We start from the raw sequence: 26,365 nt of genomic DNA on the forward strand, positions 1-26,365 counted from the left end.
GCCCCCTCGCCACAGGGGATGTGTCTGGCTGGGGATTGTGGGCTGCGAGTGCCCGCTCAGCCGCGAGGTCCTGACGTTCGCCTCGGTACAAGGTAAACTTCCCGGCCTTCGCAGGAGCAATCATGAATTATCGTCACGCCTTCCATGCCGGCAATCACGCCGATGTGTTCAAACACCTGACTTTGACCCGCCTCATCGCCCTGATGTCGCGCAAGGAGCAGCCGTTTGCCTATCTCGACACTCACGCCGGCATTGGTCTGTATGACTTGCAGGGCGATCAGGCGAGCCGTACCGGTGAGTACCTGGAAGGCATTGCGCGTCTGTGGGATCAGCCGGATCTGCCGGCGCTGACCGCCGACTACATGAAGGTGCTGCACGACATGAACCCGGATGGCCAGTTGCGCTATTACCCGGGGTCGCCGGAGCTGGCGCGGCGTCTGACGCGGCCGCAGGATCGGCTGATGCTCAACGAGAAGCACCCGGAAGACGGTGTGTTGCTCAAGGACAATATGGCTGGTGATCGTCGGGTGAAGGTTCACTTGGGCGAAGGCTGGCATGTGCCGCGGGCGATGTTGCCGGTGCAGGAGAAGCGGGCGGTGATGTTGATTGATCCGCCGTTTGAGCAGCTTGATGAGATGCAGCGTTGCGCGGCGTCGCTGAAAGAGGCGATTGGCCGGATGCGCCAAACCGTGGCGGCGATCTGGTACCCGGTGAAGGACCAGCGCATGTTGCGTCGTTTTTATCAGGATTTGGCGGGCTCGGGCGCGCCGAAGTTGTTGCGTGTGGAGTTGCTGGTGCATCCGCTGGATACGCCGAACAGTCTGAACGGGTCGGGGTTGGCGATTGCGAATCCGCCGTGGGGGCTGGAAGAAGAGTTGCGTGAGTTGCTGCCGTGGTTGTCCAAGAAGCTTGGGCAGACTCAGGGTGGGTGGCAGATGGATTGGTTGATTGCTGAGAGTTGATGGCTGATTGATCGTTCCCACGCTCCGCGTGGGAATGCAGCCCGGGACGCTCCGCGTCCCTGCCGAAGCGGACGCAGAGCGTCCATCGAGGCATTCCCACGCAGAGCGTGGGAACGATCAGTGCGGGGTTAAATCGGGCAGGTAACGCCCGTGCCGCCAATCCCGCAATACCCTTCAGGGTTCTTCGCCAGGTACTGCTGGTGATACGCCTCGGCGAAGTAGAACGTCGGCGCTTCGTCGATTTCAGTGGTGATTTCGCCTTTGCCAGCCTTGGTCAGTTCGGCCTGGAACACCTGCTCGCTGTGCTTGGCGGCTGCTAGCTGGGTCGGGTTGGTCGCATAGATCACCGAGCGATACTGGGTGCCGATGTCGTTGCCCTGGCGCATGCCTTGCGTCGGGTTGTGCAATTCCCAGAACATTTTCAGCAGTTCTTCGTAGCTGACTTTTGCCGGCTCGTAGACCACCAGCACCACTTCGCTGTGGCCGGTCAGGCCGGAGCAGACTTCTTCGTACGTCGGGTTCGGCGTAAAGCCGCCGGCGTAACCCACCGCCGTACTGACCACGCCTTCACGTTGCCAGAACCGGCGTTCCGCGCCCCAGAAGCAGCCCAGGCCGAAGATCGCGAAATCCACGTCCATCGCAAACGGGCCCAGCAGCGGGGCGTCGTGGACGAAGTGTTTTTCCGGCACGGTCATTGGAGTTTCGCGGCCAGGCAGAGCTTGTTCTTTGGTAGGGAGCACGTTTTTGTTCACCAGGATTTCCGAGCGCAAGACCATCATCAGTCCCCTCAGTCAGGTTGAATGTAAATTGTCAGACACGCAGTTTGCACAATGCCGGCTGGTTACGCACTACCCGTGTGCCCCTGTGGGAGCGAGCTTGCTCGCGATAGCGGTGTACCAGTGAAATGGATGTTGACTGACACGCCGTCATCGCGAGCAAGCTCGCTCCCACAGTGATTAGGGGGGGGCACAGGGATTTGTGGTGTGCTGTCAGACGAGCGGGCCGCGTGGGTAGCGTTTGAGCTTTTCGATGAGCTCTGCGCCCGGGATCGGTCGGTCGAACAGGTAGCCCTGGCCGACGTCGCAGCGGTGACGACGCAGGAAAGCCAGTTGCTCGGCTGTCTCGATGCCTTCAGCCACAACCTTGAGTTTCAGGTTGTGGGCCATGGCGATCACCGCGGAGGTGATTTCCATGTCGTCCTGGTTGTCCGGGATTTCGTGGATGAAGCTTCGATCGATCTTGATGATGTCGATCGGGAATTTTTTCAGGTAACTGAGCGACGAGTAACCGGTGCCGAAGTCATCCATGGCCAGGGTCAGGCCCAGGCGCTTGAGCTGATCGAGCTGCAAGTGGGTGTCTTCGGTGGCTTCCAGCAGCAGGCCTTCGGTCAGCTCAAGCTCCAGCAGGTTCGCCGGCAGCGCTTCTTCCTTGAGGATGTTGGCGATGGATGCCACCAGGTCCGGGTCGGAGAACTGCTTGGGCGACAAATTGATCGCGACCTGAAGATTGCCCAGGCCAGCGGCGGTCAGGTCTTTGCTCATGCGGCAGGCCTGGCGGGCGATCCATTTGCCGATCGGGATGATCAGCCCGGTTTCTTCGGCAACGCTGATGAACTGGTCCGGGCGGATCATGCCTTTTTCCGGATGGTTCCAGCGCAGCAGCGCTTCCATACCCAGCAGGCGACCGCTGCGCAGGCACAGTTTGGGCTGATAGAACACGTCCAGCTCGTTCTGGGTCAGGGCACGGCGCAGGTTGTTCTCGACGAACAGTTTGTAGCTGGCCTCGGCATTCAGCGCTTCGGTGAACACCTGGACCTGATGCTTGCCGTTAGCCTTGGCCTTGTGCAGCGCCAGGCCGGCGTTGCGCATCAGGGTCTGTGGATCGCGACCATGCAGCGGCGCACAGGCCAGGCCCACGGAGCCGGTGACGCTGATCAACTGGTTATCGACGAACATTGGCTTGTCGAGGGTCGCCAGCAATTGGTTGGCGACCTGCTGGCCCATCGCGAGGCCGGTGTTGTCGAGCAGCACGGCGAATTCGTTACTGGCGAAACGCGCCAGGCTGCCGCTCGGGCTCAGGCTGTTGCGCAGGCGTCGGGCCAGGCTGATCAGCAGCTTGTCGCCGGTCTGGTGGCCGAGGCTGTCGTTGATGCGCTTGAAGTTGTCGATGTCCACCAGCAACAGGCTGATCGGGGTATCGCTGTCTCGGGCGAAGCGTTCGTCGAGGTTACGGATGAACGCCGGGCGGTTACCGAGGTTGGTCAGGTTGTCGGTGTAGGCCAGGCGCTCGATGCGCTGCTGGGCGAGTTTGGTCTGGGTGATGTCTTCGTAGATGCCGATGTAATGCGTCAGCTCACGGTTGTCGCCATAGACCTTGGAAATCGACAACTGGCCCCAGTAGGGTTCGAGGTTTTTACGGCGGCTCTTGAACTCGCCCTGCCAGCTGTTGCTCTTGGCCAGCGCCGAGGGCGCGTCGAACAGCAGCTCGCTGAGGTTTTCCAGCGCCGGCAGTTCCGACAGCCGCTGGCCGTGGACTTCTTCGGTGGTGTACTGGGTGATCGCCGTGAAGCTCGGGTTGACGTATTCCACCACGCCATCGCAATTGACCAGCAAAAAGGCGTTGGCGCTTTGCTCGACCGCACGCTGGAACAGGTGCAGGGCACTGGTAGCGGTGCGGCGGTTGTGGTTGTTGATGACTTGGGCGAACTGATCGGCCAACTCACCGGCAAAGGCGATTTCGTCCGACTGCCAGGCGCGGGTCGCGCCGGTCTGTTCCAGGCACAACACACCGACCACCTGGCCGTCGACACGGATACTGGCGTCGAGCATGGCGTTCACATCGCGCGGGCGCAGGCTCTCGGCCATTTCCCGGGTGCGTGGGTCGCGCATGGCATTGTGGGCGTCGATGGCGCGACTGCTGTGCAAGGCATCGAGGTAATCCGGGAAGCCGCTGACGTCGATCGGATCCGGCAGCTGGTATTCCCCGGAGGCGCGGTGATAGGCCGAGATCGGCACCAGCAGCGAGCCTTCGAGGTTCCATAGGCTGGCGCAGTCGATTTCGTAGATATCGCAGGCGCTGTGGGTGATCAGCTCGGCGGCTTCTTGCAGGGAATTGTTGGTGCTGTAGCGCTGGCGGGTCAGCAGCAGGATCAAGTCTTGCTGGGCGCGCACCCGGTCCAGGTGCTGCAGTTGTTCCAGCTGGGCGCGCTGATTGAGCTCCAGGGCGATTTGCAGGCGCGAGTTCTGGGTTTCCAGGTCCAGCGACGGCAGCAGCGGTTCACCGTCGAACAAGCCGTCCACGACCATCAGGTAACCGCGCAGCAGGTGGCGATTGTGTTGGCGGTAAGCTTCGCCCAATTCGAGCAAGCTCAGGGAGCCTTTGGCAGTGTGCAGGTTGTAGCGGATCAGGTAGTGCGGGCTGTCGCTGAGTTGCTGCTGAATCGCGTCGTGAAGCTGATAGCGCGCTTCGGGCTCCATCAGACTGGCGTAGGGTGAGTCGACCAGGGCACAAAGCTCCACGGCCGGCAGACCAAACTGTCGTTCGCAATTGGGATCGAGAAACAGGAGTGCCCAGCTAGCTTCATTCAGCCGTTCGAAACGCAGCATGCCGAGCCGCGAGGGCACAGGCAATTGCGTCACTACCTCGGCCACCATACGGCTGGCGGCATCGGGTTGGCTTTTCATTGAGGGAAACTCGCTTCGAATGTGCTGATCGCGCCGGGCTCTCGCCCTCTTTACTGTTGCCTGCGGCAAGGTTGCATCATTGCGACACTGACTGACAAGAGACATGAAGGCCAAGTGCTATAAGAATATGTCGGCAGGGGCGAAGATTTCTCCAGCAAGGGCCGAAAACTAATGCATTTGGCCTTCTGTGGCGAGCGAGCTTGCTCGCGCTTGAGTGCGCAGCACTCACAAAATCGGCAATCGATGCCCGAATGTTGGGGCCGCTACGCAGCCCAGCGCGAGCAAGCTCGCTCGCCACAGGTGCTCCGTTAACGTAAAGGAATGCCGATTGATTGCAGCAGCTCGCCGTCCCGGTCGTGGTAATTCACCTGAATCTGCTCCCGATCGACCACCAGGTGGGCGAAGTTGTCTTCGCTGACCACCTCGCTGGTCAATTCATGCTGGTAATCGCCCGCTGCGGTTTGTGCCAGTGCCTGATCGAGGATAAAGGTGGACGCGGAGGCGTACGGCAGCAGTTTGCTGTTGCACAGGGGTGACGACACGATGGTGTGCACTTCGAAGTCCGTATCCTCGCTGTGGGTCAGGCGACTGGTCATGGAACCGTGGACATCGCCGGAAACGAAGACGACATTCTTGATGCGATGCGTACGAATCGTCTCCAACAACCGTAGGCGTTGTTCCGGAAAGGCTTTCCAGGCGTCATCCCCGTTGAGCTTGCGGTCGGGGTAGAACATTACGCTGGTGACCACGAACTTGACCCGGGCCGGGCTGTGGATCAGCCATTTGCACAACGCCTGTTCCTGATTATCGTCGAGGATGCGTCGATCATCGGCCGACAAGTTGCGGCGGGTTCGGCTGTCGGTGATAAACCATTCAATATCGCCTTCGGCGAACTGATACCAATACTGTTCCAGTTTTCTGCCGGGTTGCCCATTGGCCAATAAATCATGCGCCGGGCTGTGGCTGGCCTGGTATATCTCATAGGCGGCCATGGCGTTCTTATATAAATAAGCATCGGCCTTGCTCTCGTTGGCGGGCCAGTTATCTTCTATTTCATGATCGTCGAGGATCATGTAAGTCGACACGCTGGACATTAACCTGGCGATGTTCGGTTGGGAAAAAGCCGCGCGATACTTGCTGAGTATTTCCTTGTATTCCCGGTCGGGAGCAATAACGTTCAGGTCATCCACATAGATTTGATCGCCGGTCATCAGCATCGCGCTAATACGCGGTTCGGCCTGCTGGGCGAGATCGGTGATCGAGGCAAAGATCCGGTCACCGGCCTGGGGGGTGATTGCCAGGCCTGCGGTAAGGCGCAGGTAGCGGCATGAGCCAACGATGTACGCCCGCGGCGTGCTGACTTTGCTGGACAGGGTGCGAAAGCGATAAATCTCCCGTGGCCATTGCAGCGGCAGCTCCTGAACGGTCTCCACGGTATGCACCGGGCTCATGGGGCTGAACCATCCGGCCTGGTATTCGTACTCGGTGTCGGTGGCGAGGTCGTTGAGCGCAATCACATCGGCCAAGTCGCGCAAGAGGGACAGTTCGGAGAATACGCCTTGGGACCAACGCTCTTCTCCATAACACCGATAGCGAATACCGGCAAAGACCAATGAGTTTTCTTGAAGTTCGCCTCGCAGAAAAATGCGCACGTGGTTAGTTGTAGTGTGGCCAACAATAGGGCCGACAGTTGGTTTAAACATGTTCGAATCCATTCGAAATAACGCTAACTAAGCAAAAGAGGTTCGCAGTTTTCAAAAGAAAATGCTGTCGAACTAAGCCTAGTTAATTGGCGGGAATAAATATCGTGCGGAAGTGGACTTGAGTTGTGGGCGATGTAAGCCACGGTTGTAGGAAGACGCTTTATTCAAGGCAAAAAAAAGCCCCGCCAAATTGGCGGGGTTGAGGTACGAGCGTGGCGCTCGGAAAACGTGGAGCGCGACAGGCCCCCCGGTGAAGGAGGGCCGGCCGGTGTTACAGCAAGATGGTGCGGATGTCGGCCAGCAGGTCGCTCAGACGCTTGGTGAAGCGTGCAGCAGCGGCGCCGTTGATCACACGGTGATCGTAGGACAGCGACAGTGGCAACATCAGTTTCGGCTGGAAGGCTTTGCCGTCCCAGACTGGCTGGATGGTTGCCTTGGAAACACCGAGGATCGCCACTTCCGGCGCGTTGACGATCGGCGTGAAGCCGGTGCCGCCAATGTGGCCGAGGCTGGAAATGGTGAAGCAGGCGCCTTGCATGTCGTCAGCGGTGAGCTTCTTGTCGCGGGCCTTGGCTGCCAGCACAGCGGCTTCGGCGGCCAGTTGCAACAGGCTCTTCTGGTCGACGTTCTTGATGACCGGTACCAGCAGGCCTTCAGGGGTGTCGACCGCGAAGCCGATGTTCACGTACTTCTTGCGGATGATCGCTTTGCCGCTTGGTGCCAGCGAACTGTTGAAGTCCGGCAGTTCCTTGAGCAGGTGCGCGCACGACTTGAGCAGCAGCGGCAGGATGGTCAGCTTGACGCCGGCCTTCTCTGCAACGGCTTTCTGAGCGATACGGAACGCTTCCAGGTCGGTGATATCAGCCGAATCGAACTGAGTCACGTGCGGAATGTTCAGCCAACTGCGGTGCAGGCTCGACGCGCCGATTTGCATCAGGCGGGTCATCGGCACTTCTTCGGTTTCACCGAAGCGGCTGAAGTCCACGACCGGAATCGGCGGGATGCCCGCGCCGCCGGTTGCGCCAGCAGCAGCGGCCGGTGCTTCCTTGGCCTTCTGCATCATGGCTTTGACGTAAACCTGCACGTCTTCTTTCAGGATGCGACCGTGCGGACCGCTTGCGCCGACGGCGTTCAGCTCGACGCCGAATTCACGGGCCAGTTGGCGTACAGCCGGGCCAGCGTGAACCTTGGCGCCCGGTTTGGCCGGTGCAGCAGCAGGTGCGGCCGGTGCCGGAGCAGCAGGCGCAGCGGCGGCTGGAGCAGGAGCGCTCGGTGCGGCAGCAGCGGCCGGAGCCGGTGCCGCAGCAGGCGCAGCGCCTTTGACTTTCAGCTTCAGAATCAGGTCGCCAGTACCGACTTCGTCGTCCAGCTTGACGGAAACGCTTTCCACCACGCCAGCGGCAGGCGATGGAATTTCCATGCTCGCCTTGTCGGATTCCAGGGTGATCAGCGACTGGTCGGCGGTGACGGTGTCACCAGCCTTGACCAGCACTTCGATGATCTTGGCCTTGCCCGACGAACCGATGTCCGGGACATGAATGTCCTGAACACTGTCGGCAACCGGTGCCGCAGGTGCCGCAGCGGCTGGCGCCGGAGCAGCGGCAGCAGGTGCAGCGGCTTGAGCTGGCGCGGCAGCAGCAGGGGCCGTAGCACCCGCCACTTTCAGGACCAGAATCAGGTCGCCAGTGCCGACTTCGTCATTGAGCTTGACGCTGATGCTTTCGACCACGCCAGCGGCGGGCGAAGGGATTTCCATGCTGGCCTTGTCGGATTCCAGGGTGATCAGCGACTGATCAGCCTCGACGGTGTCGCCGACCTTGACCTGGATCTCGATGATCTGGGCCTTGCCCGCCGAACCGATGTCCGGCACGTTCACTTGCTGGGAAGCGGCAGCAGCAGGTGCGGCAGCAGGCGCTGGAGCAGCGGCGGCAGGAGCAGCAGCCGGTTTGGCTTCAGCCTTGGCAGCCGGCGCAGCGGCAGCCGCAGGGGCCGCAGCAGCGGCACCTTCAACTTCCAGCTCCAGCAGTTCGTCGCCTTCTTTCAGGCGATCGCCCAGCTTCACTTTCAGACTCTTGATGATGCCGGCCTTTGGCGCAGGCACTTCCATGCTCGCCTTGTCCGACTCAAGCGTCAGGATGCTCTGGTCGGCTTCGATACGGTCGCCGACCTTCACAAACAGTTCAATTACTTCACCTTCACCGCTGCCGATGTCAGGTACGCGAATGAGTTCGCTCACAGAGTGTCTCCTCAGCAGTCCAGTGGGTTGCGTTTTTCCGGGTTGATCCCGAACTTGGCGATGGCTTCAGACACCACCTTAGGTTCGATATCACCACGGTCAGCCAGTGCTTCCAGGGCTGCCAACACCACGAATTGACGATCGACTTCGAAGAAGTGACGCAGCTTCTTGCGGCTGTCACTGCGGCCGAAACCGTCGGTGCCCAGGACTTTGAATTCCTTGGACGGGACCCACTGACGAATTTGCTCAGCGAACAGCTTCATGTAGTCGGTAGAGGCGATGACCGGACCTTTACGGCCGTTCAGGCACTCTTCGACATAGCTCAGTTTAGGCTTCTGGCCCGGGTGCAGACGGTTGGTGCGCTCGACGGCCAGGCCATCGCGACGCAGTTCGTTGAAGCTGGTAACGCTCCAGACGTCGGCGGCAACGTTGAACTCTTCACGCAGGATCTTCGCCGCTTCACGGACTTCACGCAGGATGGTGCCGGAGCCCATCAGCTGAACGTGGTGCGCCGCTTCGCGGGTGTCTTCTTCGAGCAGGTACATGCCCTTGATGATGCCTTCCTCGACACCGGCCGGCATGGCTGGCTGCTGGTAGGACTCGTTCATCACGGTGATGTAGTAGAAAACGTCCTGCTGCTCTTCGGTCATCTTCTTCATGCCGTCCTGAATGATCACCGCCAGCTCGTAGCCGTAGGTTGGATCAAAGGTGCGGCAGTTCGGGATGGTGCCAGCCAGGATGTGGCTGTGACCGTCTTCGTGTTGCAGGCCTTCGCCGTTCAGCGTGGTCCGGCCGGCGGTGCCGCCGATCAGGAAGCCACGGGTGCGGCTGTCGCCAGCGGCCCAGGCGAGGTCGCCGATACGCTGGAAGCCGAACATCGAGTAGAAGATGTAGAACGGCAGCATTGGCTGGTTGTGGCTGGAGTACGAAGTACCGGCAGCGATGAAGGAGCTCATGGCGCCCGCTTCGTTGATGCCTTCTTCGAGGATCTGGCCCTTCTTGTCTTCCTTGTAGAACATCACCTGGTCTTTATCGACTGGCTCGTAGAGCTGGCCGACGGACGAGTAGATGCCCAACTGACGGAACATGCCTTCCATACCGAAGGTACGGGCTTCGTCCGGGATGATCGGGACGATGCGCGAGCCGATTTCCTTGTCCTTGACCAGCTGCGCGAGGATCCGCACGAAGGCCATGGTGGTGGAGATTTCACGGTCGCCCGAGCCGTCCAGGATAGCCTTGAGGGTATCCAGTGGCGGGGTCGGAATGTCGAAGCTTTTGGCGCGACGTTGTGGCACGAAACCGCCCAGTGCAGTGCGACGCTCGCTCAGATAACGGGCTTCGGCGCTGCCTGCTTCGGGTTTGAAGAACGGCAGGTTTTCCAGCTCGGAGTCTTTAACCGGAATGTCGAAACGATCGCGGAACAGCTTCAGGCTTTCAACATCAACCTTCTTGGTGTTGTGCGCAGTGTTCTTCGCTTCGCCGGCACCGGTGCCATAACCCTTGATGGTCTTGGCCAGGATGACGGTCGGTTGTTCTTTGTGGTTGACCGCTTCGTGGTACGCCGCGTAGACCTTGTACGGGTCGTGGCCGCCACGGTTGAGTTTCCAGATCTCGTCGTCGGACAAGTCCTCAACCATTGCCTTGAGTTCTGGCGAGTTGAAGAAGTGTTCACGCACGAACGCGCCGTCTTTGGCTTTGTAGTTCTGGTACTCGCCGTCGATGACTTCGTCCATGCGACGTTGCAGGATGCCGTCGACGTCTTTGGCCAGCAGTGGGTCCCAGAAACGGCCCCAGATGACTTTGGTCACGTTCCACTGAGCACCGCGGAACACGCCTTCGAGTTCCTGGATGATCTTGCCGTTGCCGCGAACCGGGCCGTCGAGGCGCTGCAGGTTGCAGTTGATAACGAAGATCAGGTTGTCGAGCTTCTCGCGGCCAGCCAGCGAGATCGCGCCCAGGGATTCTGGCTCGTCGCACTCACCGTCGCCCAGGAAGCACCAGACTTTTTGCTTGCCTTCAGGGATGAAGCCACGGGCTTCCAGGTACTTCATGAAGCGTGCCTGGTAGATCGCCTGGATCGGGCCCAGACCCATGGATACCGTCGGGAACTGCCAGAAATCAGGCATCAGCCAAGGGTGCGGATAGGACGACAAGCCCTGGCCGTCGACTTCCTGGCGGAAGTTGTTCATCTGGTCTTCGGTGATGCGGCCTTCCATGAACGCACGGGCGTAAACGCCTGGCGAGGTGTGACCCTGGAAGTAGATCAGGTCGCCGCCGTGTTCGTCGGTCGGGGCCTGGAAGAAATAGTTGAAGCCGATGTCATACAGGGTTGCGCTGGAGGCGAAGCTGGAGATGTGACCGCCCAGGTCCGAATCTTTCAGGTTCGTACGCATCACCATGGCCATCGCGTTCCAGCGTACCAGCGAGCGAATGCGGCGTTCCATGAACAGGTCGCCAGGCATGCGTGCTTCGTGGGTAACGGGAATGGTGTTGCGGTATGGCGTGGTGATGGCGTAAGGCAACTGCGAACCGCTGCGGGTTGCGAGTTCGCCCATACGGGTCATCAGATAGTGAGCGCGGTCTTCGCCTTCTTTGTCGAGAACCGATTCCAGGGCGTCCAGCCATTCCTGGGTTTCGACGGGATCGAGGTCTTGCATGGCTTGCTCCAGGGCGGAAAGGCTTCCAGAATCGGTTGCCTGAGTTTGCGACTGGCCTTGTGGGCAGACGATATAAATTCTTGGATTGCCGAGAGGTTGTTCCGGCGGCGTGTAGTTTTACTACAAATCATCGGGCATTTCAGCCTTTCGAATGTATATACGAGTAGTAAAACTACAGATGAGCGGCTTGTGGCCTCCGGCTGCGTTGTGAGAATAATCGTTAAGGTTGGTCTTTTGCCAACCGAAAAAGGTGAAAGCTTGATGCTGTCTGCCAAAAAGAAAGAGATTTCAGCTATTTCTAACCTTTGTTCGACAGTCGATCACGTAGTGCGATTTGAAAATTCACTACATGCAGCCCTCAACACGCCGATCAAGGATAGACCATGAGCCTTCCTCCGCTTGCCGAACTGCCCGGCATTCTCCTGCCGTTTGTCACCCGCGCCGAGCAGTCGTTCCGCACCGCCGTCGGCGAGTTGGAAGGCGACCATGGCCTGTCTGCCTGGACGCCTGAACGCTGGGCGCAATTCGCCCGCGTCACCGCCGCCAGCGACTTCGTGACTGAACAGAGTGTGCGTGACCCTTCGATGTTGCTGGCGCTGGTGCAGTCCGGCGAACTGGACCGCAGCTTTGCGCCCGGCGAGTTGTGCGGGCAGATTGCGGCGGCAGTGAATGCGGCCGAAACCGACGACGAGCTCGGACGTGTCTTGCGCCGTCAGCGCACCCGCCAGCAAGTGCGAATCATCTGGCGCGACCTGAACCGTCAGGCCGACTTGATCCAGACCTGCCGCGACCTCTCGGACATGGCCGATGCGAGCATCGATCAGGCCTATCAGTGGTTGTACGCGCGGCATTGCCAGCAGTTCGGTGTGCCGACCGGCCGGCGCAGCGGCGAGCCGCAGCAGATGGTCATCCTCGGCATGGGCAAGCTGGGCGCGGTGGAGCTCAACCTGTCGTCGGACATCGACCTGATCTTCGCCTACCCCGAGGGCGGGGAAACCGTCGGCGTGAAGCGCTCGCTGGATAACCAGGAATTTTTCATCCGGCTCGGCCAGCGCCTGATCAAGGCGCTGGACCCGATGACCGTCGACGGTTTTGTGTTCCGCGTCGACATGCGCCTGCGGCCTTACGGCTCGGCCGGTGCCCTGGTGCTGAGCTTCAACGCGCTGGAGCAGTATTACCAGGATCAGGGTCGCGACTGGGAACGCTACGCGATGATCAAGTCGCGGGTGGTGGCCGGCGATCAAGTGACCGGCGCGCAACTGCAAGAGATGCTGCGCCCGTTCGTTTACCGGCGTTACCTCGATTTCTCGGCGATCGAAGCGCTGCGCACCATGAAGCAGCTGATCCAGCAGGAAGTGCGGCGCAAGGGCATGGCCGACAACATCAAGCTTGGATCGGGCGGCATCCGCGAAGTGGAGTTTATCGCCCAGGCGTTTCAACTGATCCACGGTGGTCGCGACCTGAGCCTGCAGCAGCGCCCTCTATTAAAAGTACTGAGCACACTGGAAGGTCAGGGTTACCTGCCGCCAGCGGTGGTCAGCGAGTTGCGCGAAGGCTACGAATTCCTGCGTTACACCGAACACGCCATCCAGGCGATTGCCGACCGCCAGACCCAGATGCTGCCGGACGGCGCGCAGGATCAGGCGCGCATTGCCTTTATGTTGGGCTTCGCTGACTGGGAGGCTTTCCATGAGCGGCTGATGTATTGGCGTGGCCGCGTGGCCTGGCACTTTGGTCAGGTGATCGCCGATCCCGATGAAGAGGAAGGCACTGAAAGCGAAGTGGTGGTCGGCGGTGAATGGCTGCCGCTTTGGGAAGAGGCCCAGGATGAAGAGGCCGCTTGCCGCCAGTTGGAAGAGGGCGGTTTTGCCGATGCCACCAAGGCCCTGAAAGCGTTGGCCGGTTTGCGCGGCAGCCCGCAGTTGCGCGCGATGCAACGCTTGGGGCGCGAACGCCTCGATGCATTTATTCCGCGATTGCTGGCTCAGGCGGTCGAGCATGCCAATCCGGATCTGGTGCTGGAACGTGTGCTGCCGCTGGTTGAAGCGGTGGCCCGTCGCTCCGCGTATCTGGTGTTGCTGACCGAGAACCCCGGCGCGCTGCGACGGTTGCTGACCTTGTGCGCGGCGAGCCCGTGGATTGCTGAGCAAATCACCCGCTTCCCGTTGCTGCTCGATGAATTGCTCAACGAGGGCCGGCTGTTCAAGCCGCCCTTGGCGCCAGAACTGGCCGCCGAATTGCGCGAGCGCCTGACGCGAATTCCCGAAGACGACCTCGAACAGCAAATGGAAGCCCTGCGCCATTTCAAACTGGCGCACCGCTTGCGGGTCGCCGCTTCGGAAATCGCCGGCAGCCTGCCGTTGATGAAAGTCAGTGATTACCTGACCTGGCTCGCTGAAGCGATCCTCGAACAAGTGCTGGCGCTGGCCTGGCGCCAGACCGTGGCCAAATACGGCACGCCACTGCGCAGTGACGGTACGCTGTGCGATCCGGGCTTCATCATTGTCGGTTACGGGAAAGTCGGCGGGCTGGAGCTGGGGCATGGTTCGGACCTGGACCTGGTGTTCATCCATGACGGTGATCCGCAGGCGGAAACCGACGGACCGAAACCGATTGATGGCGCGCAATTCTTCACCCGGCTGGGGCAGCGGATCATTCACTTGCTCACGGCCCAGACCAACTCCGGTCAGCTGTATGAAGTGGATATGCGCCTGCGACCATCCGGTGCTTCCGGACTGTTGGTGAGTTCGGTGGGCGCATTTGCCCGTTATCAGGAAAACGAAGCCTGGACTTGGGAACACCAGGCGCTGGTGCGGGCGCGGGTGCTGGTCGGCAGTCAGGATGTCGGCCAGGCCTTTGAGAAGGTTCGCGCAGCGATATTGGGCAAGTCGCGGGACCTTGCGACCTTGCGCCAGGAGGTGAGCGAGATGCGCGCCAAGATGCGCGATAACCTCGGCAGCAAGAGCACCGCAGCCGGCACCGCGGCAAACGCCTTCGAGGCCTCGGCGCCGTTCGATCTCAAGCAGGACGCCGGAGGTATCGTCGATATTGAATTTATGGTGCAATACGCGGCCCTGGCGTGGTCTGAAACACATCCGCCATTGCTGCGTTGGACGGATAACATCCGCATTCTGGAAGAGCTGGAACACGAAGGGCTGATGCCCGTCGAAGACGCCAGTTTGCTGCGCGAGGCCTATAAAGCCTACCGCTCCGCCGCGCACCGACAGGCCTTGCAGAAGGACGCCGGGGTGATACCGGGCGACCAGTTCGCGGACGAACGGCGGCAGGTATTGCGGATCTGGCGCGAGCTGGGGCTAAGCTGAAACCGGATAGTTGAAACACCCAATAACCCTGTGGGAGCGGGCTTGCCCGCGATGAGGCCGTCACATTCAACATTGCTGGCGACTGATGCTCCGCTATCGCGGGCAAGCCCGCTCCCACAGGGTGCGCAGTGTTTTATAGATTGAGGCAGCTAAGCTGCACCGCACTTGATGTGCACCAATACCCAATGTGGGAGCGAGCTTGCTCGCGATAGCGGAGTGACAGTCGACAGCAATGTTGAAGGTGATGACCCATCGCAAGCCCGCAGGCTCCCGCAGTGATTCTCGAGGCGGGGAGGCGTATGCCTCCCCGGTTCGTTTTTGGAAACCACATGAAAATTCTGATCGTTGGGCCCAGCTGGGTCGGTGACATGGTGATGGCGCAGACACTGTTTCAGTGTCTCAAGCAACGCCACCCGCAATGCGAAATCGACGTCCTGGCCCCCGAGTGGAGCCGGCCGATCCTGGAGCGTATGCCTGAAGTCCGTCAGGCCTTGAGCTTTCCGCTCGGCCATGGCGCTCTGGAGCTGGCGACGCGTCGGCGCATCGGCAAATCCCTGGCCGGCCAGTACGACCAGGCGATCCTGCTGCCTAACTCCTTGAAGTCGGCGCTGGTACCGTTCTTCGCCGGCATCCCGAAACGCACCGGCTGGCGTGGCGAGTTCCGCTACGGCCTGCTCAATGACGTGCGCACCCTGGATAAAGAACGTTATCCGCTGATGATCGAGCGCTTCATGGCGCTGGCTTATGAGTGCGATGCCGAGCTGCCGACTCCGTATCCACGGCCGAGCCTGCAGATCGACCCGGTCACCCGCGAGGCGGCACTGGCCAAATTTGGCTTGGCCCTCGACCGCCCGGTGTTGGTCCTGTGCCCCGGCGCCGAGTTCGGCGAATCCAAACGCTGGCCGTCCGAGCACTACGCCAAGGTTGCCGAAGCGAAGATCCGCGAAGGCTGGCAAGTCTGGTTGTTCGGTTCGAAAAACGATCACGCGGTCGGCGAAGACATCCGCGCGCGACTGATTCCCGGCCTGCGTGAAGAGTCGGTGAACCTCAGCGGCGGGACTTCCTTGGCTGAAGCCATCGACCTGATGTCCTGCGCCGACGCAGTGGTGTCCAACGACTCCGGCCTGATGCACGTTGCCGCCGCGCTGAACCGCCCGTTGGTGGCGGTCTACGGCTCGACATCGCCGGGTTTCACGCCACCTTTGGCCGAGCACGTCGAGATCGTGCGCCTGGGCCTCGAATGCAGCCCCTGCTTCGATCGCACCTGTCGCTTTGGTCATTACAACTGCCTGCGCCAGCTCATGCCGCAAGCGGTGAACGAAGCCTTGCAGCGGTTGCAGGGCACTGTGGTCGAGGTCAAATAGTTTGCGCGTTCTGTTGATCAAGACGTCTTCGCTGGGCGACGTGATTCACGCGCTGCCAGCGTTGACCGACGCGGCGCGGGCGATTCCCGGCATCAAGTTTGATTGGGTAGTGGAAGAAGGCTTCGCCGAAATCCCGACTTGGCACCCGGCCGTGGGCAAGGTGATTCCGGTGGCGATCCGTCGCTGGCGCAAGAACCTTTGGCAAACCATTAAAAGTGGCGAGTGGAAGCGCTTCAAGCAAAGCGTTCGCGCCACGAAATACGATCTGGTGATTGATGCTCAGGGCCTGCTGAAAAGTGCCTGGCTGACGCGCTATGTCAAAGCACCGGTCGCCGGACTCGACAAGGACTCGGCGCGCGAACCCATCGCCGCACGTTTCTATTCCCGTCGCCTGGCAGTGAGCCGTGGGCAGCACGCGGTAGAGCGGGTCCGCCAATTGTTCGCCCTGGCGTTGGGCTACGACTTGCCAAAAGGTCTGGGCGATTACGGCCTGAACGTCGAACGACTGGTGGAACTGCCGCGCAAGAATCCGTACGTGCTGTTTCTCCACGGCACCACGTGGGACACCAAACACTGGCCGGAAGCCTATTGGCGTGAGCTGGCCGAGCGCGTGGGCTATCTCGGCGTCGGCGTGAAGCTGCCGTGGGGCAATCCCATCGAAAAAGCCCGGGCCGAGCGCATTGCCGCAGGGTTCAGGCATGTCGAAGTGCTGCCAAAACTGAACCTGGCCGGTGTCGGCAAAGTGCTGGCCGGCGCTCAGGCCTGCGTAGCCGTGGACACCGGTCTCGGTCATCTGGCCGCCGCGCTCGACGTACCGACCCTGTCGCTGTTCGGCCCGACCAACCCGGGCCTGACCGGCGCCTACGGCAAGGCGCAGATCCACATCGCCAGCGACTTCCCCTGCGCGCCGTGCCTGCAAAAGAAATGCACCTATCAACCGACGGCCGAAGATGCCCGTCAGTTCGACCTGAAACGCGAGTGGCCCCTGTGCTTCACGCGTCTGAATCCCGAGCGTGTCGCGACCCGACTGAGCACGTTGTTACTGGCTGAGGAGCTGCGCTGATGCAATTGGCATTCGTCTTGTACAAGTACTTTCCGTTCGGGGGGTTGCAGCGCGACTTCATGCGCATCGCCCTCGAATGTCAGCAGCGCGGCCATCAGATTCGCGTCTACACGCTGATCTGGGAAGGCGATGTGCCGCCGGGTTTCGAAGTGCTGGTGGCGCCGGTCAAGGCGTTCTTCAATCATCGGCGCAACGAGAAGCTCAGCGAATGGATGGAAGCGGACCTGGCCAAGCGTCCCGTGGACCGTCTGATCGGTTTCAACAAGATGCCGGGCCTGGACGTCTACTACGCCGCCGATGGCTGCTTCGAAGACAAGGCGCAGAACCTGCGCAACTCGCTGTACCGTCGTTGGGGCCGCTACCGGCACTTCGCCGAGTACGAGCGCGCGGTGTTCGCCAAGGATGCAAAGACCGAAGTGCTGATGATTTCCGAGGTCCAGCAGCCGCTGTTCATCAAGCATTACGACACGCCGCTGGAACGCTTCCATTTGCTGCCGCCGGGTATCTCTCAAGACCGTCGCGCGCCGGCCAATGCCACCGAAATCCGTGCCGATTTCCGTCGTGAGTTCAACCTCAAGGACGATGACCTGCTGCTGGTGCAAATTGGCTCCGGGTTCAAGACCAAGGGCGTGGATCGCAGCCTCAAGGCGCTGGCCGCATTGCCCGCTGATCTGAAGAAACGCACCCGGTTGTTTGTAATTGGCCAGGACGACCCCAAATTGTTCCAGATGCAGAGCGCCACCTTGGGGCTCGGCGACAACGTGACGTTCCTCAAGGGGCGCAGCGATATCCCGCGTTTCCTGCTGGGTGCCGACCTGCTGATTCATCCGGCGTATAACGAAAATACCGGGACGGTGCTGCTCGAAGCATTGGTCGCCGGGTTGCCGGTATTGGTGAGCGCGGTCTGTGGTTACGCCCATTACATCGCCGAGGCCGACGCTGGCCTGGTGTTGGACGAACCGTTCGATCAGGCGCAACTGACTCAGTACCTGACCGGCATGTTGAACGACGCTCAAGCACGGGCGGCCTGGAGCCGCAACGGTCTGGCCTTCGCTGAGACGGCCGACCTCTACAGCATGCCGCAACACGCGGCCGATGTGATTCTGGCGGAGCACGCTTAATGAAGTTGATGCTGGCTGAACCGTTCAAGAGCCTTTGGGCCGGACGCGATGCGTTTACCGAAGTCGAAGGCTTGCAGGGCGAGGTTTACCGTGAACTGGAAGCGCGCCGGACGTTGCGCACTGAAGTGAACGGCAATGGTTTTTTCGTGAAGATCCACCGTGGCATCGGCTGGGGCGAGATCTTCAAGAACCTGCTGACGGCCAAGTTGCCTGTACTCGGCGCGGGTCAGGAGTGGAAGGCCATTCAGCGCCTGAAAGAAGTCGGCGTACCGACCATGACGGCGGTTGCTTACGGCGAGAAGGGCAGCAACCCGGCGGATCAGCATTCGTTCATCGTCACCGAAGAGCTGGCGCCCACCGTCAGCCTCGAAGATTTCAGCATCGACTGGATCAAGAACCCGCCCGAGCCTGCGCTCAAGCGCGCGCTGATCGCCGAAGTCGCACGCATGACCGGCATGATGCACCGCGCCGGGGTCAATCATCGCGACTGCTACATCTGCCACTTCCTGCTGCACACCGATAAGCCGGTGACCGTCGACGACTTCAAGCTCTCGGTAATCGACCTGCACCGCGCCCAGACCCGTCCAACGATCACTCAGCGCTGGCGCAACAAGGATCTGGCGGCGCTGTACTTTTCGGCACTGGACATCGGCCTGACCAAACGCGACAAACTGCGATTCCTCAAAGGCTACTTCCAGAAGCCGCTGCGTCAGATTCTGGGTGAGGAGGCAGGATTGCTCGCCTGGCTCGAAGGCAAGGCCAACAAACTCTACGACCGCAAACAGCGATACGGGGATGCGCTCTGATGCCGGGTTGGAAACTGGAGCCTGCTTACAGCGATCTGGCGAAAGATTTTGGCTGCCTGGAAGCGGTGTTTGCGCTAAAGGGTGAGCGCCTGACCCGCGACCCGTTGTCCGAGGTCATCCGCGTCAATCTCAAGGGCGTCAATTATTACGTCAAACGCTACAGCGGCGCCGGCAAAGGCCTGCGTCGTTATCTGGGCAAGCCTCGGGTCAAGGCCGAATGGCAGAACCTCAAGCGCTTCGCCAAGTGGGGCATTCCCACCGCTGAAGTGGTTGCCTGGGGCCTGGAGCGGCGCGGCGCGGCGTATGCCCGTGGCGCGATGATCACCCGCGAGCTGCCGAACACAGAAGACTTGTCGGCCCTCGCGGACCGGCACGACCCCAAGTTGGCGGACCGCGCCTGGGTCGATACCGTCAGTCGTCAGTTGGCCGGTTACACCCGGACCATGCACGACAACCGTTTCACCCATAACGATTTGAAGTGGCGCAACCTGCTGGTCGACGATGAGGCGAAGCTGTTCCTGATCGACTGCCCCAACGGCGATTTCTGGCGCGGCTTCTGGCTCAAGTACCGGATCACCAAGGACCTGGCCTGTCTCGACAAGGTGGCCAAATATCACCTGTCGGCGACCCAGCGCCTGCGCTTTTACCTGCAATACCGCCAGCGTGATCGGCTGAATGCCGACGACAAAAAACGGATCCGGCACGTGGTGAGATTTTTCGAGGGACGCGAATGACTGATTTTCTGGCTGCTGAAGACCGTGCGCTGCTTGAGCGTCATGGCCTCGGCACGTTCGACGCACTCTGGGCCAAGCAGCTCGACGCGGTGGATGAACCCAACACCGTCGGTGGCGGCTGGAGCAGCGTGTTTCGGCTGGATCTGGAAGGTCATGGCTACTACCTCAAGCGCCAGAGCAACTACCTGACGCGCACCTTCCATGCGCCGTTTGGCGAGCCGAGTTTTGCCCGCGAGTTTCGCAACATCAGTCGTTATCAGAAGCTGGGCATTCCGGCGCTGAAGGCAGCGTTTTTCGGTGAGCGCAAAGTCGACGGGGAAGTGCGGGCGGTTCTGCTGACCCGCGCACTGGACGGTTGGGATGACCTGGATTCGCTGTTGCAGCGCTGGTCGGACCTGAGCGAGGCGCAACACTCGGCCATCATGAAAGCCTGTGGCGAACTGGCGCGGCGCCTGCACGGCGTACGCCAGCTTCACGGTTGTTTCTACCCTAAACACATTTTCCTGCAGGCCACAGGCGACGGTTATCAGGCGCAGTTGATCGACCTGGAAAAGACCCGGCCGTTGCTGTTCGGTCAGCGTGACCGGATCAAGGACCTGGAGCCGTTGCTGCGTCGCGCGCCGGAGTGGACTGAAGCGCAGTTGCGCGAGTTGCTGGCGGTGTACGTGGATCAGCCGCGGGACAGTTCGCTGGTGGACAGTTGGGTTTCGCGCCTGACCGCGCGGCGCAGTCACAAGGAGACGCGCTGATGCGGTTGTCCGAACTGAAAGACGCCGGCCGCACTCCGAGCCTGCCGATGAGCATTTCCCTGGCCGATGCCGCGGGTCCCGCCGAGTTGCAGCTGCTGAGTCTGCTGCGGGTGTTGCCAGGGCAGCGTTACGTGGGTGCCGGCGTGTGGCGCGGCCGGCCGGTGCTGGCCAAGTTGTTGGTCGGCAGCAAAGCGGCGCGGCATTTTCAGCGTGAACTGGATGGCGTGCGTTTGCTTGCCGATCAGGGGCTGACCACGCCACAGCTGCTGGTGGATGGCCTGAAAGAGGGCGAGGGTGGCTGGCTGCTGTTCGATTTCCTCGAAGGCGCCGAAAGCCTGGGGGATACCTGGAAAAAAGTCGAACACCTGCCGGTGCTGGCGGATATGCAAGGGGCCGTGCTGGCCGAGGCGTTAGGCGCTATCGGCCAAATGCATCGCAAGGGGCTCTGGCAGGAAGACCTGCACCTGGACAACCTCTTGCGTCAGCGAGGCCGGTTGTACCTGATCGATGGCGGCGGCGTCTGTGCTGAAACACCCGGCCAGCCGCTGTCACGGCAGAAGGTCCTGGAAAACCTCGGCGTATTTTTCGCTCAGTTGCCCAAGTCGCTGGAGCCGTTCACCGAAGAACTTCTGGTGTATTACCTGTTGAGCAACGGCGAACACGCATTGCCGATGGAGGCGTTGCAGAAGCAGATCGACAAGGTTCGAAGCTGGCGCTTGAAGGACTACCTGATCAAGGTCGGCCGCGAATGCACGCTTTTCAGCGTCAAGCGCGGGGCGTTCGGTTTGCGTGCGATTCGTCGCGAAGAAGAAGCGGCAATGCTGCCGGTGCTGGAGCAGGCCGATGCCTTGCTCGACCAAGGTCATCTCTATAAGACCGGCGGTGCGGCGAGCGTAGGAAAAGTCGAGGTTAATGGTCGGACGCTGGTTATCAAGCGCTACAACATCAAAGGCTTTGCACACTGGCTCAAACGCTTCTGGCGCCCGAGTCGTGCCTGGCACTCGTGGCGCGAAGGCAATCGCCTCGCGTTCCTCGGCATCGCCACGCCCAAACCGTTGGCGTTGCTGGAGAAGCGTTTTCTCTGGCTGCGCAGTCGGGCGTATCTGGTGACCGAGTATCTGCCGGGGCCGGACATCATCGAGCGCTTTGCGCCCTATGTTGAACGTGGTGATGCGCCCGAGGCCGAATTGGTGGCGCTGGATCATTTGTTTGCCGAGCTGATCCGCGAGCGGATCAGTCATGGGGATTTCAAAGGCCACAATCTGTTCTGGCAGCAGGATCGCTGGGCGCTGATCGATCTGGATTCGATGTGTCAGCATGGCTCGGCGAACAGCTTTGCCCCGGCGTATGCACGGGACCGGGCGCGGTTCATGCGTAACTGGCCCGAAGAAAGCGCGCTCTACCAAGTCATCGATCAGCGGCTTCCCCGCAAGATTGATAGCGCCTCCTGAATCGGGTCTTCGACCCTATCGCGGGCAAGCCCGCTCCCACATGGGTTTTGTGTCGCTCACTTAATTTGTGTGCGACCGCTAGCTACTGTGGGAGCGGGCTTGCCCGCGATGGCGTCAGACCAGTCACCCGAGATTATGGGGACAAGTTCTTGTGAATCGTCCTACATGATCCACAGACCCCATGAACTGTGCCCTGAATAGCCACGATGCTAGTTTGCCTGACGTTCACGGAGGGCAGATTTTGACCATAAAAACAGCTGTTGCGATCGGTACTTTCTCACTGGTTTTATCGGGCTGCGGCACAGCGCTGACGGTGCTACAGGATGACGAAGACGCCGCTCGCGGCCTGCGCAAGCAAAAAACCTACTGCCAGTCCATCCCCCGCATTTACAGCGGCCTGGCCTACGACTTCTGCATCTTGAATGCCCCGCCTGATCCCACCGGCTTCCTCGTCCCCTTCGTATTGCTGGACCTTACTCTGTCAGGGGTCATGGACACCGTTTCCTTGCCCTACACGATTTACCGCCAGGCCAACGACGGTAATCTCGGGATTTACTGGCGGGCAGGCCGCGGATAAGCGCGACGCCACGCTTTCATCCAAGGGGGTAATAAGCGCTGGGTCATTCCCGCCATGTTTACGCTATAATCCCGCCCTTTAGCTGTCTCTCGTCCCTTGCGAGGGACACATTAATTTTTGAGGCGCTTGTCGCCTGCATGCAGACTAAAGAGGCTAGACCCCTGTGGCATTGACGATTCTTGGCCTGTCCGGCGCCCTTAGCCATGATCCTTCCGCAGCCTTGTACATCGACGGCAAGCTGGTCGCGGCGGCTGAAGAAGAGCGCTTTGTGCGCGATAAACATGCAAAGAACCGCATGCCTTATGAATCGGCGAAGTTCTGCCTCGAGCAGGCGGGCATCAAGCCGTCCGACGTTGACGTGGTCGCGATCCCATTCGCCCCGATCAGCTTGTTCGGCAAGGCTCGGTGGCAGTACGCCAAGCGTTACTGGTACGCCCCGGACCGCGCCCTCGATGCGATCCTGATGGGCAATCGTCGCTACAAGCGCTATCGCAACAAGATTGTCTGGTGCCTCGAGCAACTGGGCTTCGATCCGAAGAAAATCAAGATCGAGCCGGTCGAACACCACTTGGCCCACGCCTCCAGCGCTTATCACTGCTCCGGTTTCAAAGAGAAAACCGCGATCCTCGGGATCGACGGCAAGGGTGAGTACGCCACGACCTTCTTCGGTTACGGCGAAAACGGCAAGATCCACAAGATCAAGGAATTCTTTGATCCGGACTCCCTCGGCGGCCTGTACGGCGCAATCACCGAGTTCCTCGGTTTCGATATGCTCGACGGTGAGTTCAAGGTCATGGGCATGGCGCCGTACGGCGACGCCAGCAAATACGATTTCTCGCGCCTGGCTTCGTTCGAAAACGGCGAGCTGGTGATCAACACTGACTACGCCAACGTCATCGGCCTGCGTCGTTATAAGGAGAAGGGCAAAGGCTACTACTTCTCGCCGAAGCTGATCGAGTGGCTGGGTCCGAAGCGCGAAGGTGATATCGCCGACGAGCCTTACATCCACTACGCCGCGAGCATTCAAGCGCTGTTCGAAAAAATTTCGCTGCAGATGATCGACTACTACCTGGGCGACGTGCTCAAGGAAACCGGCAAGCTGGCCTATGCCGGCGGTTGTGCGTTGAACGTCAAGCTCAACCAGAAAATCATCGCTCGCGATGACGTCAAAGAGCTGTTTGTACAGCCTGCATCCGGCGACGCCGGCACGGCAGTCGGCGCGGCGGCGTATGTGTCTCACGCCCGTGGCGTGCCGGTCGAGAAGATGGAACACGTCTACCTCGGCCCGTCGTACAGCAACGAAGACGTTGTCGCTGCGTGCGCTCGTCACCCGAGCAAACCGGTCTGGCGCAAGCTTGAGAACATGCCGGAAAACATCGCCAAAATCATGGTCGATGGCAACCCGGTCGCCTGGTTCCAGGGGCGTATGGAGTTCGGTCCGCGTGCCTTGGGCGGTCGTTCGATCATCGGTTGCCCGAGCGCAGTCGGCGTGGCTGACCGGATCAACCACCAGATCAAGTTCCGCGAGCGCTGGAGGCCTTTCTGCCCGTCGATGCTCGACACCGTGGCCCCGCAGATGATCAAGATCGATCACCCGGCGCCGTTCATGACCTTCACCTTCGAAGTGGCGGAAGAGTGGAAAACCCGTGTGCCGGAAGTCGTCCACGAGGACGGTACGTCCCGGGCCCAGGTGCTCAAGCGCGAATACAACCCGCGCTACTACGACATGATGAAGGCGCTGGAAGTGCTGACCGGCAACGGCGTGTCGCTGAACACTTCGCTCAACCGTCGTGGCGAGCCGATGATCTGCTCGCCGACCGACGCGCTGAACATGTTCTTCGGTTCCGATCTACAGTATCTGATCATGGAAGACATCCTGGTGGTCAAAGAGGGCGCCAACGCTTATGACACGCTCGGCTGAACGCCATGTGTTGCAGTTCTGCCACGGCTATGACGGGCCGTTCCTGGACTGCGCCCGGCAGTACGCCAGCCTGTTCGCGGGGACCGGTTATCGGGTGACCACGGTCTTTTTGACCGGGGCCGCCGATAGCGAAGTGGCCGCGAATTGCGCTTCCGATGAAGTGCTGTTCATGGAATACAGCTCCAAGGCCATTCGTGGCCTTAAGCTGGGCGCCATCGGCGATCTGCGCAAGATCGCCGCTTCGCGCAACTTCAGTTTCTGCATTGCCCACCGTTTCAAGCCGATCTACATCGCCTTGCTCGGCACCTCGTTGCCGGTGATCGGTGTGCATCACGCGTTTGACGATTACAAACGTGGCACCCGCAAACTATTCGCCCATATTTTCCGCAAGCGCCTGAGCCTGCTCGGGGTCTCCGATGCGGTGCGTGACGACATGCGCCGCTGCCTGCCGAAATGGCCGGCCGGGCGGATTCAGACGCTCTATAACCGCGTGGATGTGCCGGCGTTGCAGACCAGTCAGGTGTCGGTACGCGAGGCCCGCGAAACCCTCGGTCTGTCGGCGGATGCCTGGATTGTCGGCAACGTCGGGCGGCTGCATCCGGACAAAGACCAGACTACGCTGCTGCACGGTTTTGCCGAGGCATTGCCGGGCTTGCCGGCCAACAGCCAGCTGGTGATCCTCGGTAGCGGTCGACTGGAGCAGGACCTCAAGGCCCTGGCCCGGGAACTGGGTATCGGCGATCGCGTGCTGTTTCTCGGTCAAGTGCCGGATGCCCGTCGCTACTTCCGTGCCTTCGATGTGTTTGCCCTGAGTTCGGATCACGAGCCTTTCGGCATGGTGCTGCTGGAAGCCATGGCCGCCGGCGTACCGTTGCTCGCCACTGCTTGCGGTGGGGCGAAGGAAGTCGTTGAAGGCGTGGGCATTCTGTTCCCGCTGGGCGATGCCGAACACTTGGCCCAAGGGCTGAAACACCTGGCCGCGATGGACGACCAGCAACGTCACCAGTGCGCCGAGATGATGCTCGATCGCCTGCGTGAGCGTTTCTCCGACCGCGCGGTACGCGATGCTTTCTGGCATTTGCCACACGTCACAGAACTGGCACCGAGGGGCTGATGCTCAACCGATTTCAAGGCTGGCGCGAACGGGGCTGGGCGGTGGTCGACGCCTCGACTTATGCACAGGCCTGGCAACGTTTTGGCGGCAGCGTCGCGACACATCCGTTGGTCGTTGAGCGTCTGGCACAGTTGGCCGGGATCCCGGTGCGTTACCTGGCCTGGGAGCAAAGCGGTGAAGTGAAAGCCGCGATTCCGACCTGGGGACGCGACCTGGCACTGTCCAAAGACGTGCTCAAACGCCGCGGCAAAAAGGGCTTGTTCGACCTCGGCAATGCCGAATTGATCCTGCCCGCCGCCGCTGATGCACAAGCGCCATTGCGCCATCGCGGACGTTATTTGTCGGCGCTCAGCGAAGGTCGTTTCACCGACATCAAGTTGCAGACCGAACAACTGGCGATGGCCCGCACGCCCGAAGAGTTATCGAAGAAGTTTCGCTACAACCAGCGCCGTGAATTGCGCCTGCTGGAAGAGGCGGGCGGGGTGGTGCGACCGGTTGCCGACTTTTCGAGTACTGAGCTGGCCGCGATCTATTGCGACCTGTTCCAGCGCCGCTGGGGCTTCCCGGCTACCGGCGCCGAACGTATGGCGGAGGTGATCGAGCTGCTGCGGGACTTGCTGATCGGCTCGGTGATTTTCCTCAACGATGCACCGATTGCGATTCAACTGGTTTACCGCGTCGAGGCGCCGGAGTGGATTAGCGTCGAGTACATCAACGGGGGTGTCGATCCCGAAACGCGCGAGTTCAGCCCCGGTAGCGTGCTGAGTTTCCTCAACACCCAAAGTGCCTGGGAGCATGCGCGGGCCCTGGATAAACCCTTGCGGTTTTCCTTCGGTCGCGCCGACCGAGAATACAAGGACCGCTGGTGCAATCCCGTGCCGGTCTTCACCGTGTGAGTGAA

Annotated in this window: 19 protein-coding genes; 14 read left to right on the forward strand and 5 right to left on the reverse strand. The window is 60.6% G+C overall.

Annotated elements, in window-relative coordinates:
* Window positions 1-122 precede the first annotated feature (122 nt).
* The gene (locus ACYZT8_RS01985) at window positions 123-962 is read left to right on the forward strand and encodes a 23S rRNA (adenine(2030)-N(6))-methyltransferase RlmJ (protein WP_461978809.1); all 840 of its coding nucleotides are present in this window, start codon (window positions 123-125) and stop codon (window positions 960-962) included.
* Between the two features lie 128 nt (window positions 963-1,090).
* Here the strand turns inward: ACYZT8_RS01985 and msrA are convergent, their stop codons facing one another.
* The 5 genes from msrA to aceE form a co-directional block, all read right to left on the reverse strand.
* A complete protein-coding gene (gene msrA / locus ACYZT8_RS01990; RefSeq protein WP_461982348.1) occupies window positions 1,091-1,738 on the reverse strand; it encodes a peptide-methionine (S)-S-oxide reductase MsrA in 648 nt (215 codons plus the stop codon).
* A gap of 213 nt (window positions 1,739-1,951) precedes the next feature.
* Window positions 1,952-4,645, reverse strand: coding sequence for a sensor domain-containing phosphodiesterase (locus tag ACYZT8_RS01995; RefSeq protein WP_461978811.1), 2,694 nt, complete (start codon window positions 4,643-4,645; stop codon window positions 1,952-1,954).
* A 308-nt stretch (window positions 4,646-4,953) separates the two neighbouring features.
* Window positions 4,954-6,348: an alkaline phosphatase D family protein gene (locus tag ACYZT8_RS02000; protein WP_461978813.1), complete on the reverse strand. Its 1,395-nt coding sequence runs from the start codon at window positions 6,346-6,348 to the stop codon at window positions 4,954-4,956.
* 271 nt (window positions 6,349-6,619) lie between these two features.
* Window positions 6,620-8,584: a dihydrolipoyllysine-residue acetyltransferase gene (gene aceF, locus ACYZT8_RS02005; RefSeq protein WP_461978815.1), complete on the reverse strand. Its 1,965-nt coding sequence runs from the start codon at window positions 8,582-8,584 to the stop codon at window positions 6,620-6,622.
* Window positions 8,585-8,595: 11 nt separating this feature from the next.
* Window positions 8,596-11,241: a pyruvate dehydrogenase (acetyl-transferring), homodimeric type gene (gene aceE / locus ACYZT8_RS02010; RefSeq protein ID WP_461978817.1), complete on the reverse strand. Its 2,646-nt coding sequence runs from the start codon at window positions 11,239-11,241 to the stop codon at window positions 8,596-8,598.
* On the opposite strand from aceE, the gene ACYZT8_RS02015 reads away from it, so the two are divergent.
* From ACYZT8_RS02015 to ACYZT8_RS02075, 13 genes are all read left to right on the forward strand, one after another.
* Window positions 11,236-11,628: a hypothetical protein gene (locus ACYZT8_RS02015; protein ID WP_461978819.1), complete on the forward strand. Its 393-nt coding sequence runs from the start codon at window positions 11,236-11,238 to the stop codon at window positions 11,626-11,628. The genes aceE and ACYZT8_RS02015 overlap by 6 nt on opposite strands.
* A complete protein-coding gene (gene glnE / locus ACYZT8_RS02020; protein ID WP_461978821.1) occupies window positions 11,625-14,564 on the forward strand; it encodes a bifunctional [glutamate--ammonia ligase]-adenylyl-L-tyrosine phosphorylase/[glutamate--ammonia-ligase] adenylyltransferase in 2,940 nt (979 codons plus the stop codon). Before ACYZT8_RS02015 ends, glnE begins: the two co-directional genes overlap by 4 nt.
* Before the next feature lie 329 nt (window positions 14,565-14,893).
* Window positions 14,894-15,928, forward strand: a complete 1,035-nt coding sequence (gene waaF, locus ACYZT8_RS02025) for a lipopolysaccharide heptosyltransferase II (RefSeq protein WP_461978823.1) — start codon at window positions 14,894-14,896, stop codon at window positions 15,926-15,928.
* Between the two features lies 1 nt (window position 15,929).
* Window positions 15,930-16,991, forward strand: a complete 1,062-nt coding sequence (gene waaC, locus ACYZT8_RS02030) for a lipopolysaccharide heptosyltransferase I (protein ID WP_461978825.1) — start codon at window positions 15,930-15,932, stop codon at window positions 16,989-16,991.
* Entirely contained in the window at window positions 16,991-18,112 is a 1,122-nt protein-coding gene (locus tag ACYZT8_RS02035) for a glycosyltransferase family 4 protein (protein WP_461978827.1), read from the forward strand. Before waaC ends, ACYZT8_RS02035 begins: the two co-directional genes overlap by 1 nt.
* Window positions 18,112-18,918: a lipopolysaccharide core heptose(I) kinase RfaP gene (rfaP, locus tag ACYZT8_RS02040; RefSeq protein WP_461978829.1), complete on the forward strand. Its 807-nt coding sequence runs from the start codon at window positions 18,112-18,114 to the stop codon at window positions 18,916-18,918. The genes ACYZT8_RS02035 and rfaP overlap by 1 nt, the downstream gene beginning before the upstream one ends.
* On the forward strand, window positions 18,918-19,652 hold the full coding sequence (locus ACYZT8_RS02045; RefSeq protein ID WP_461978831.1) for a lipopolysaccharide kinase InaA family protein: 735 nt from the start codon (window positions 18,918-18,920) through the stop codon (window positions 19,650-19,652). Before rfaP ends, ACYZT8_RS02045 begins: the two co-directional genes overlap by 1 nt.
* Entirely contained in the window at window positions 19,649-20,401 is a 753-nt protein-coding gene (locus tag ACYZT8_RS02050; RefSeq protein ID WP_461978833.1) for a lipopolysaccharide kinase InaA family protein, read from the forward strand. The genes ACYZT8_RS02045 and ACYZT8_RS02050 overlap by 4 nt, the downstream gene beginning before the upstream one ends.
* A complete protein-coding gene (locus tag ACYZT8_RS02055) occupies window positions 20,401-21,852 on the forward strand; it encodes a lipopolysaccharide kinase InaA family protein (RefSeq protein WP_461978835.1) in 1,452 nt (483 codons plus the stop codon). The genes ACYZT8_RS02050 and ACYZT8_RS02055 overlap by 1 nt, the downstream gene beginning before the upstream one ends.
* A gap of 241 nt (window positions 21,853-22,093) precedes the next feature.
* The gene (locus ACYZT8_RS02060; protein WP_461978837.1) at window positions 22,094-22,429 is read left to right on the forward strand and encodes a YceK/YidQ family lipoprotein; all 336 of its coding nucleotides are present in this window, start codon (window positions 22,094-22,096) and stop codon (window positions 22,427-22,429) included.
* Between the two features lie 163 nt (window positions 22,430-22,592).
* Window positions 22,593-24,350, forward strand: a complete 1,758-nt coding sequence (locus ACYZT8_RS02065) for a carbamoyltransferase family protein (RefSeq protein ID WP_461956849.1) — start codon at window positions 22,593-22,595, stop codon at window positions 24,348-24,350.
* A complete protein-coding gene (locus ACYZT8_RS02070; protein ID WP_461978839.1) occupies window positions 24,334-25,464 on the forward strand; it encodes a glycosyltransferase in 1,131 nt (376 codons plus the stop codon). The genes ACYZT8_RS02065 and ACYZT8_RS02070 overlap by 17 nt, the downstream gene beginning before the upstream one ends.
* Entirely contained in the window at window positions 25,464-26,360 is an 897-nt protein-coding gene (locus tag ACYZT8_RS02075) for an antimicrobial resistance protein Mig-14 (RefSeq protein WP_461978841.1), read from the forward strand. Before ACYZT8_RS02070 ends, ACYZT8_RS02075 begins: the two co-directional genes overlap by 1 nt.
* Window positions 26,361-26,365 lie beyond the last annotated feature (5 nt).

It is taken from the genome of Pseudomonas sp. LB3P93, assembly GCF_054898025.1.

What these genes read in the sequence shown, in the direction of transcription:
- msrA (WP_461982348.1), bottom strand. Translation starts at nt 1,738, where the DNA reads ATGGTCTTGCGCTCGGAAATCCTGGTGAACAAAAACGTGCTCCCTACC.
- ACYZT8_RS02070 (WP_461978839.1), top strand. Translation starts at nt 24,334, where the DNA reads ATGACACGCTCGGCTGAACGCCATGTGTTGCAGTTCTGCCACGGCTAT.
- ACYZT8_RS02045 (WP_461978831.1), top strand. Translation starts at nt 18,918, where the DNA reads ATGCCGGGTTGGAAACTGGAGCCTGCTTACAGCGATCTGGCGAAAGAT.
- rfaP (WP_461978829.1), top strand. Translation starts at nt 18,112, where the DNA reads ATGAAGTTGATGCTGGCTGAACCGTTCAAGAGCCTTTGGGCCGGACGC.
- ACYZT8_RS01995 (WP_461978811.1), bottom strand. Translation starts at nt 4,645, where the DNA reads ATGAAAAGCCAACCCGATGCCGCCAGCCGTATGGTGGCCGAGGTAGTG.
- ACYZT8_RS01985 (WP_461978809.1), top strand. Translation starts at nt 123, where the DNA reads ATGAATTATCGTCACGCCTTCCATGCCGGCAATCACGCCGATGTGTTC.
- ACYZT8_RS02000 (WP_461978813.1), bottom strand. Translation starts at nt 6,348, where the DNA reads ATGTTTAAACCAACTGTCGGCCCTATTGTTGGCCACACTACAACTAAC.
- ACYZT8_RS02035 (WP_461978827.1), top strand. Translation starts at nt 16,991, where the DNA reads ATGCAATTGGCATTCGTCTTGTACAAGTACTTTCCGTTCGGGGGGTTG.
- ACYZT8_RS02075 (WP_461978841.1), top strand. Translation starts at nt 25,464, where the DNA reads ATGCTCAACCGATTTCAAGGCTGGCGCGAACGGGGCTGGGCGGTGGTC.
- aceE (WP_461978817.1), bottom strand. Translation starts at nt 11,241, where the DNA reads ATGCAAGACCTCGATCCCGTCGAAACCCAGGAATGGCTGGACGCCCTG.
- ACYZT8_RS02055 (WP_461978835.1), top strand. Translation starts at nt 20,401, where the DNA reads ATGCGGTTGTCCGAACTGAAAGACGCCGGCCGCACTCCGAGCCTGCCG.
- ACYZT8_RS02050 (WP_461978833.1), top strand. Translation starts at nt 19,649, where the DNA reads ATGACTGATTTTCTGGCTGCTGAAGACCGTGCGCTGCTTGAGCGTCAT.
- waaF (WP_461978823.1), top strand. Translation starts at nt 14,894, where the DNA reads ATGAAAATTCTGATCGTTGGGCCCAGCTGGGTCGGTGACATGGTGATG.
- glnE (WP_461978821.1), top strand. Translation starts at nt 11,625, where the DNA reads ATGAGCCTTCCTCCGCTTGCCGAACTGCCCGGCATTCTCCTGCCGTTT.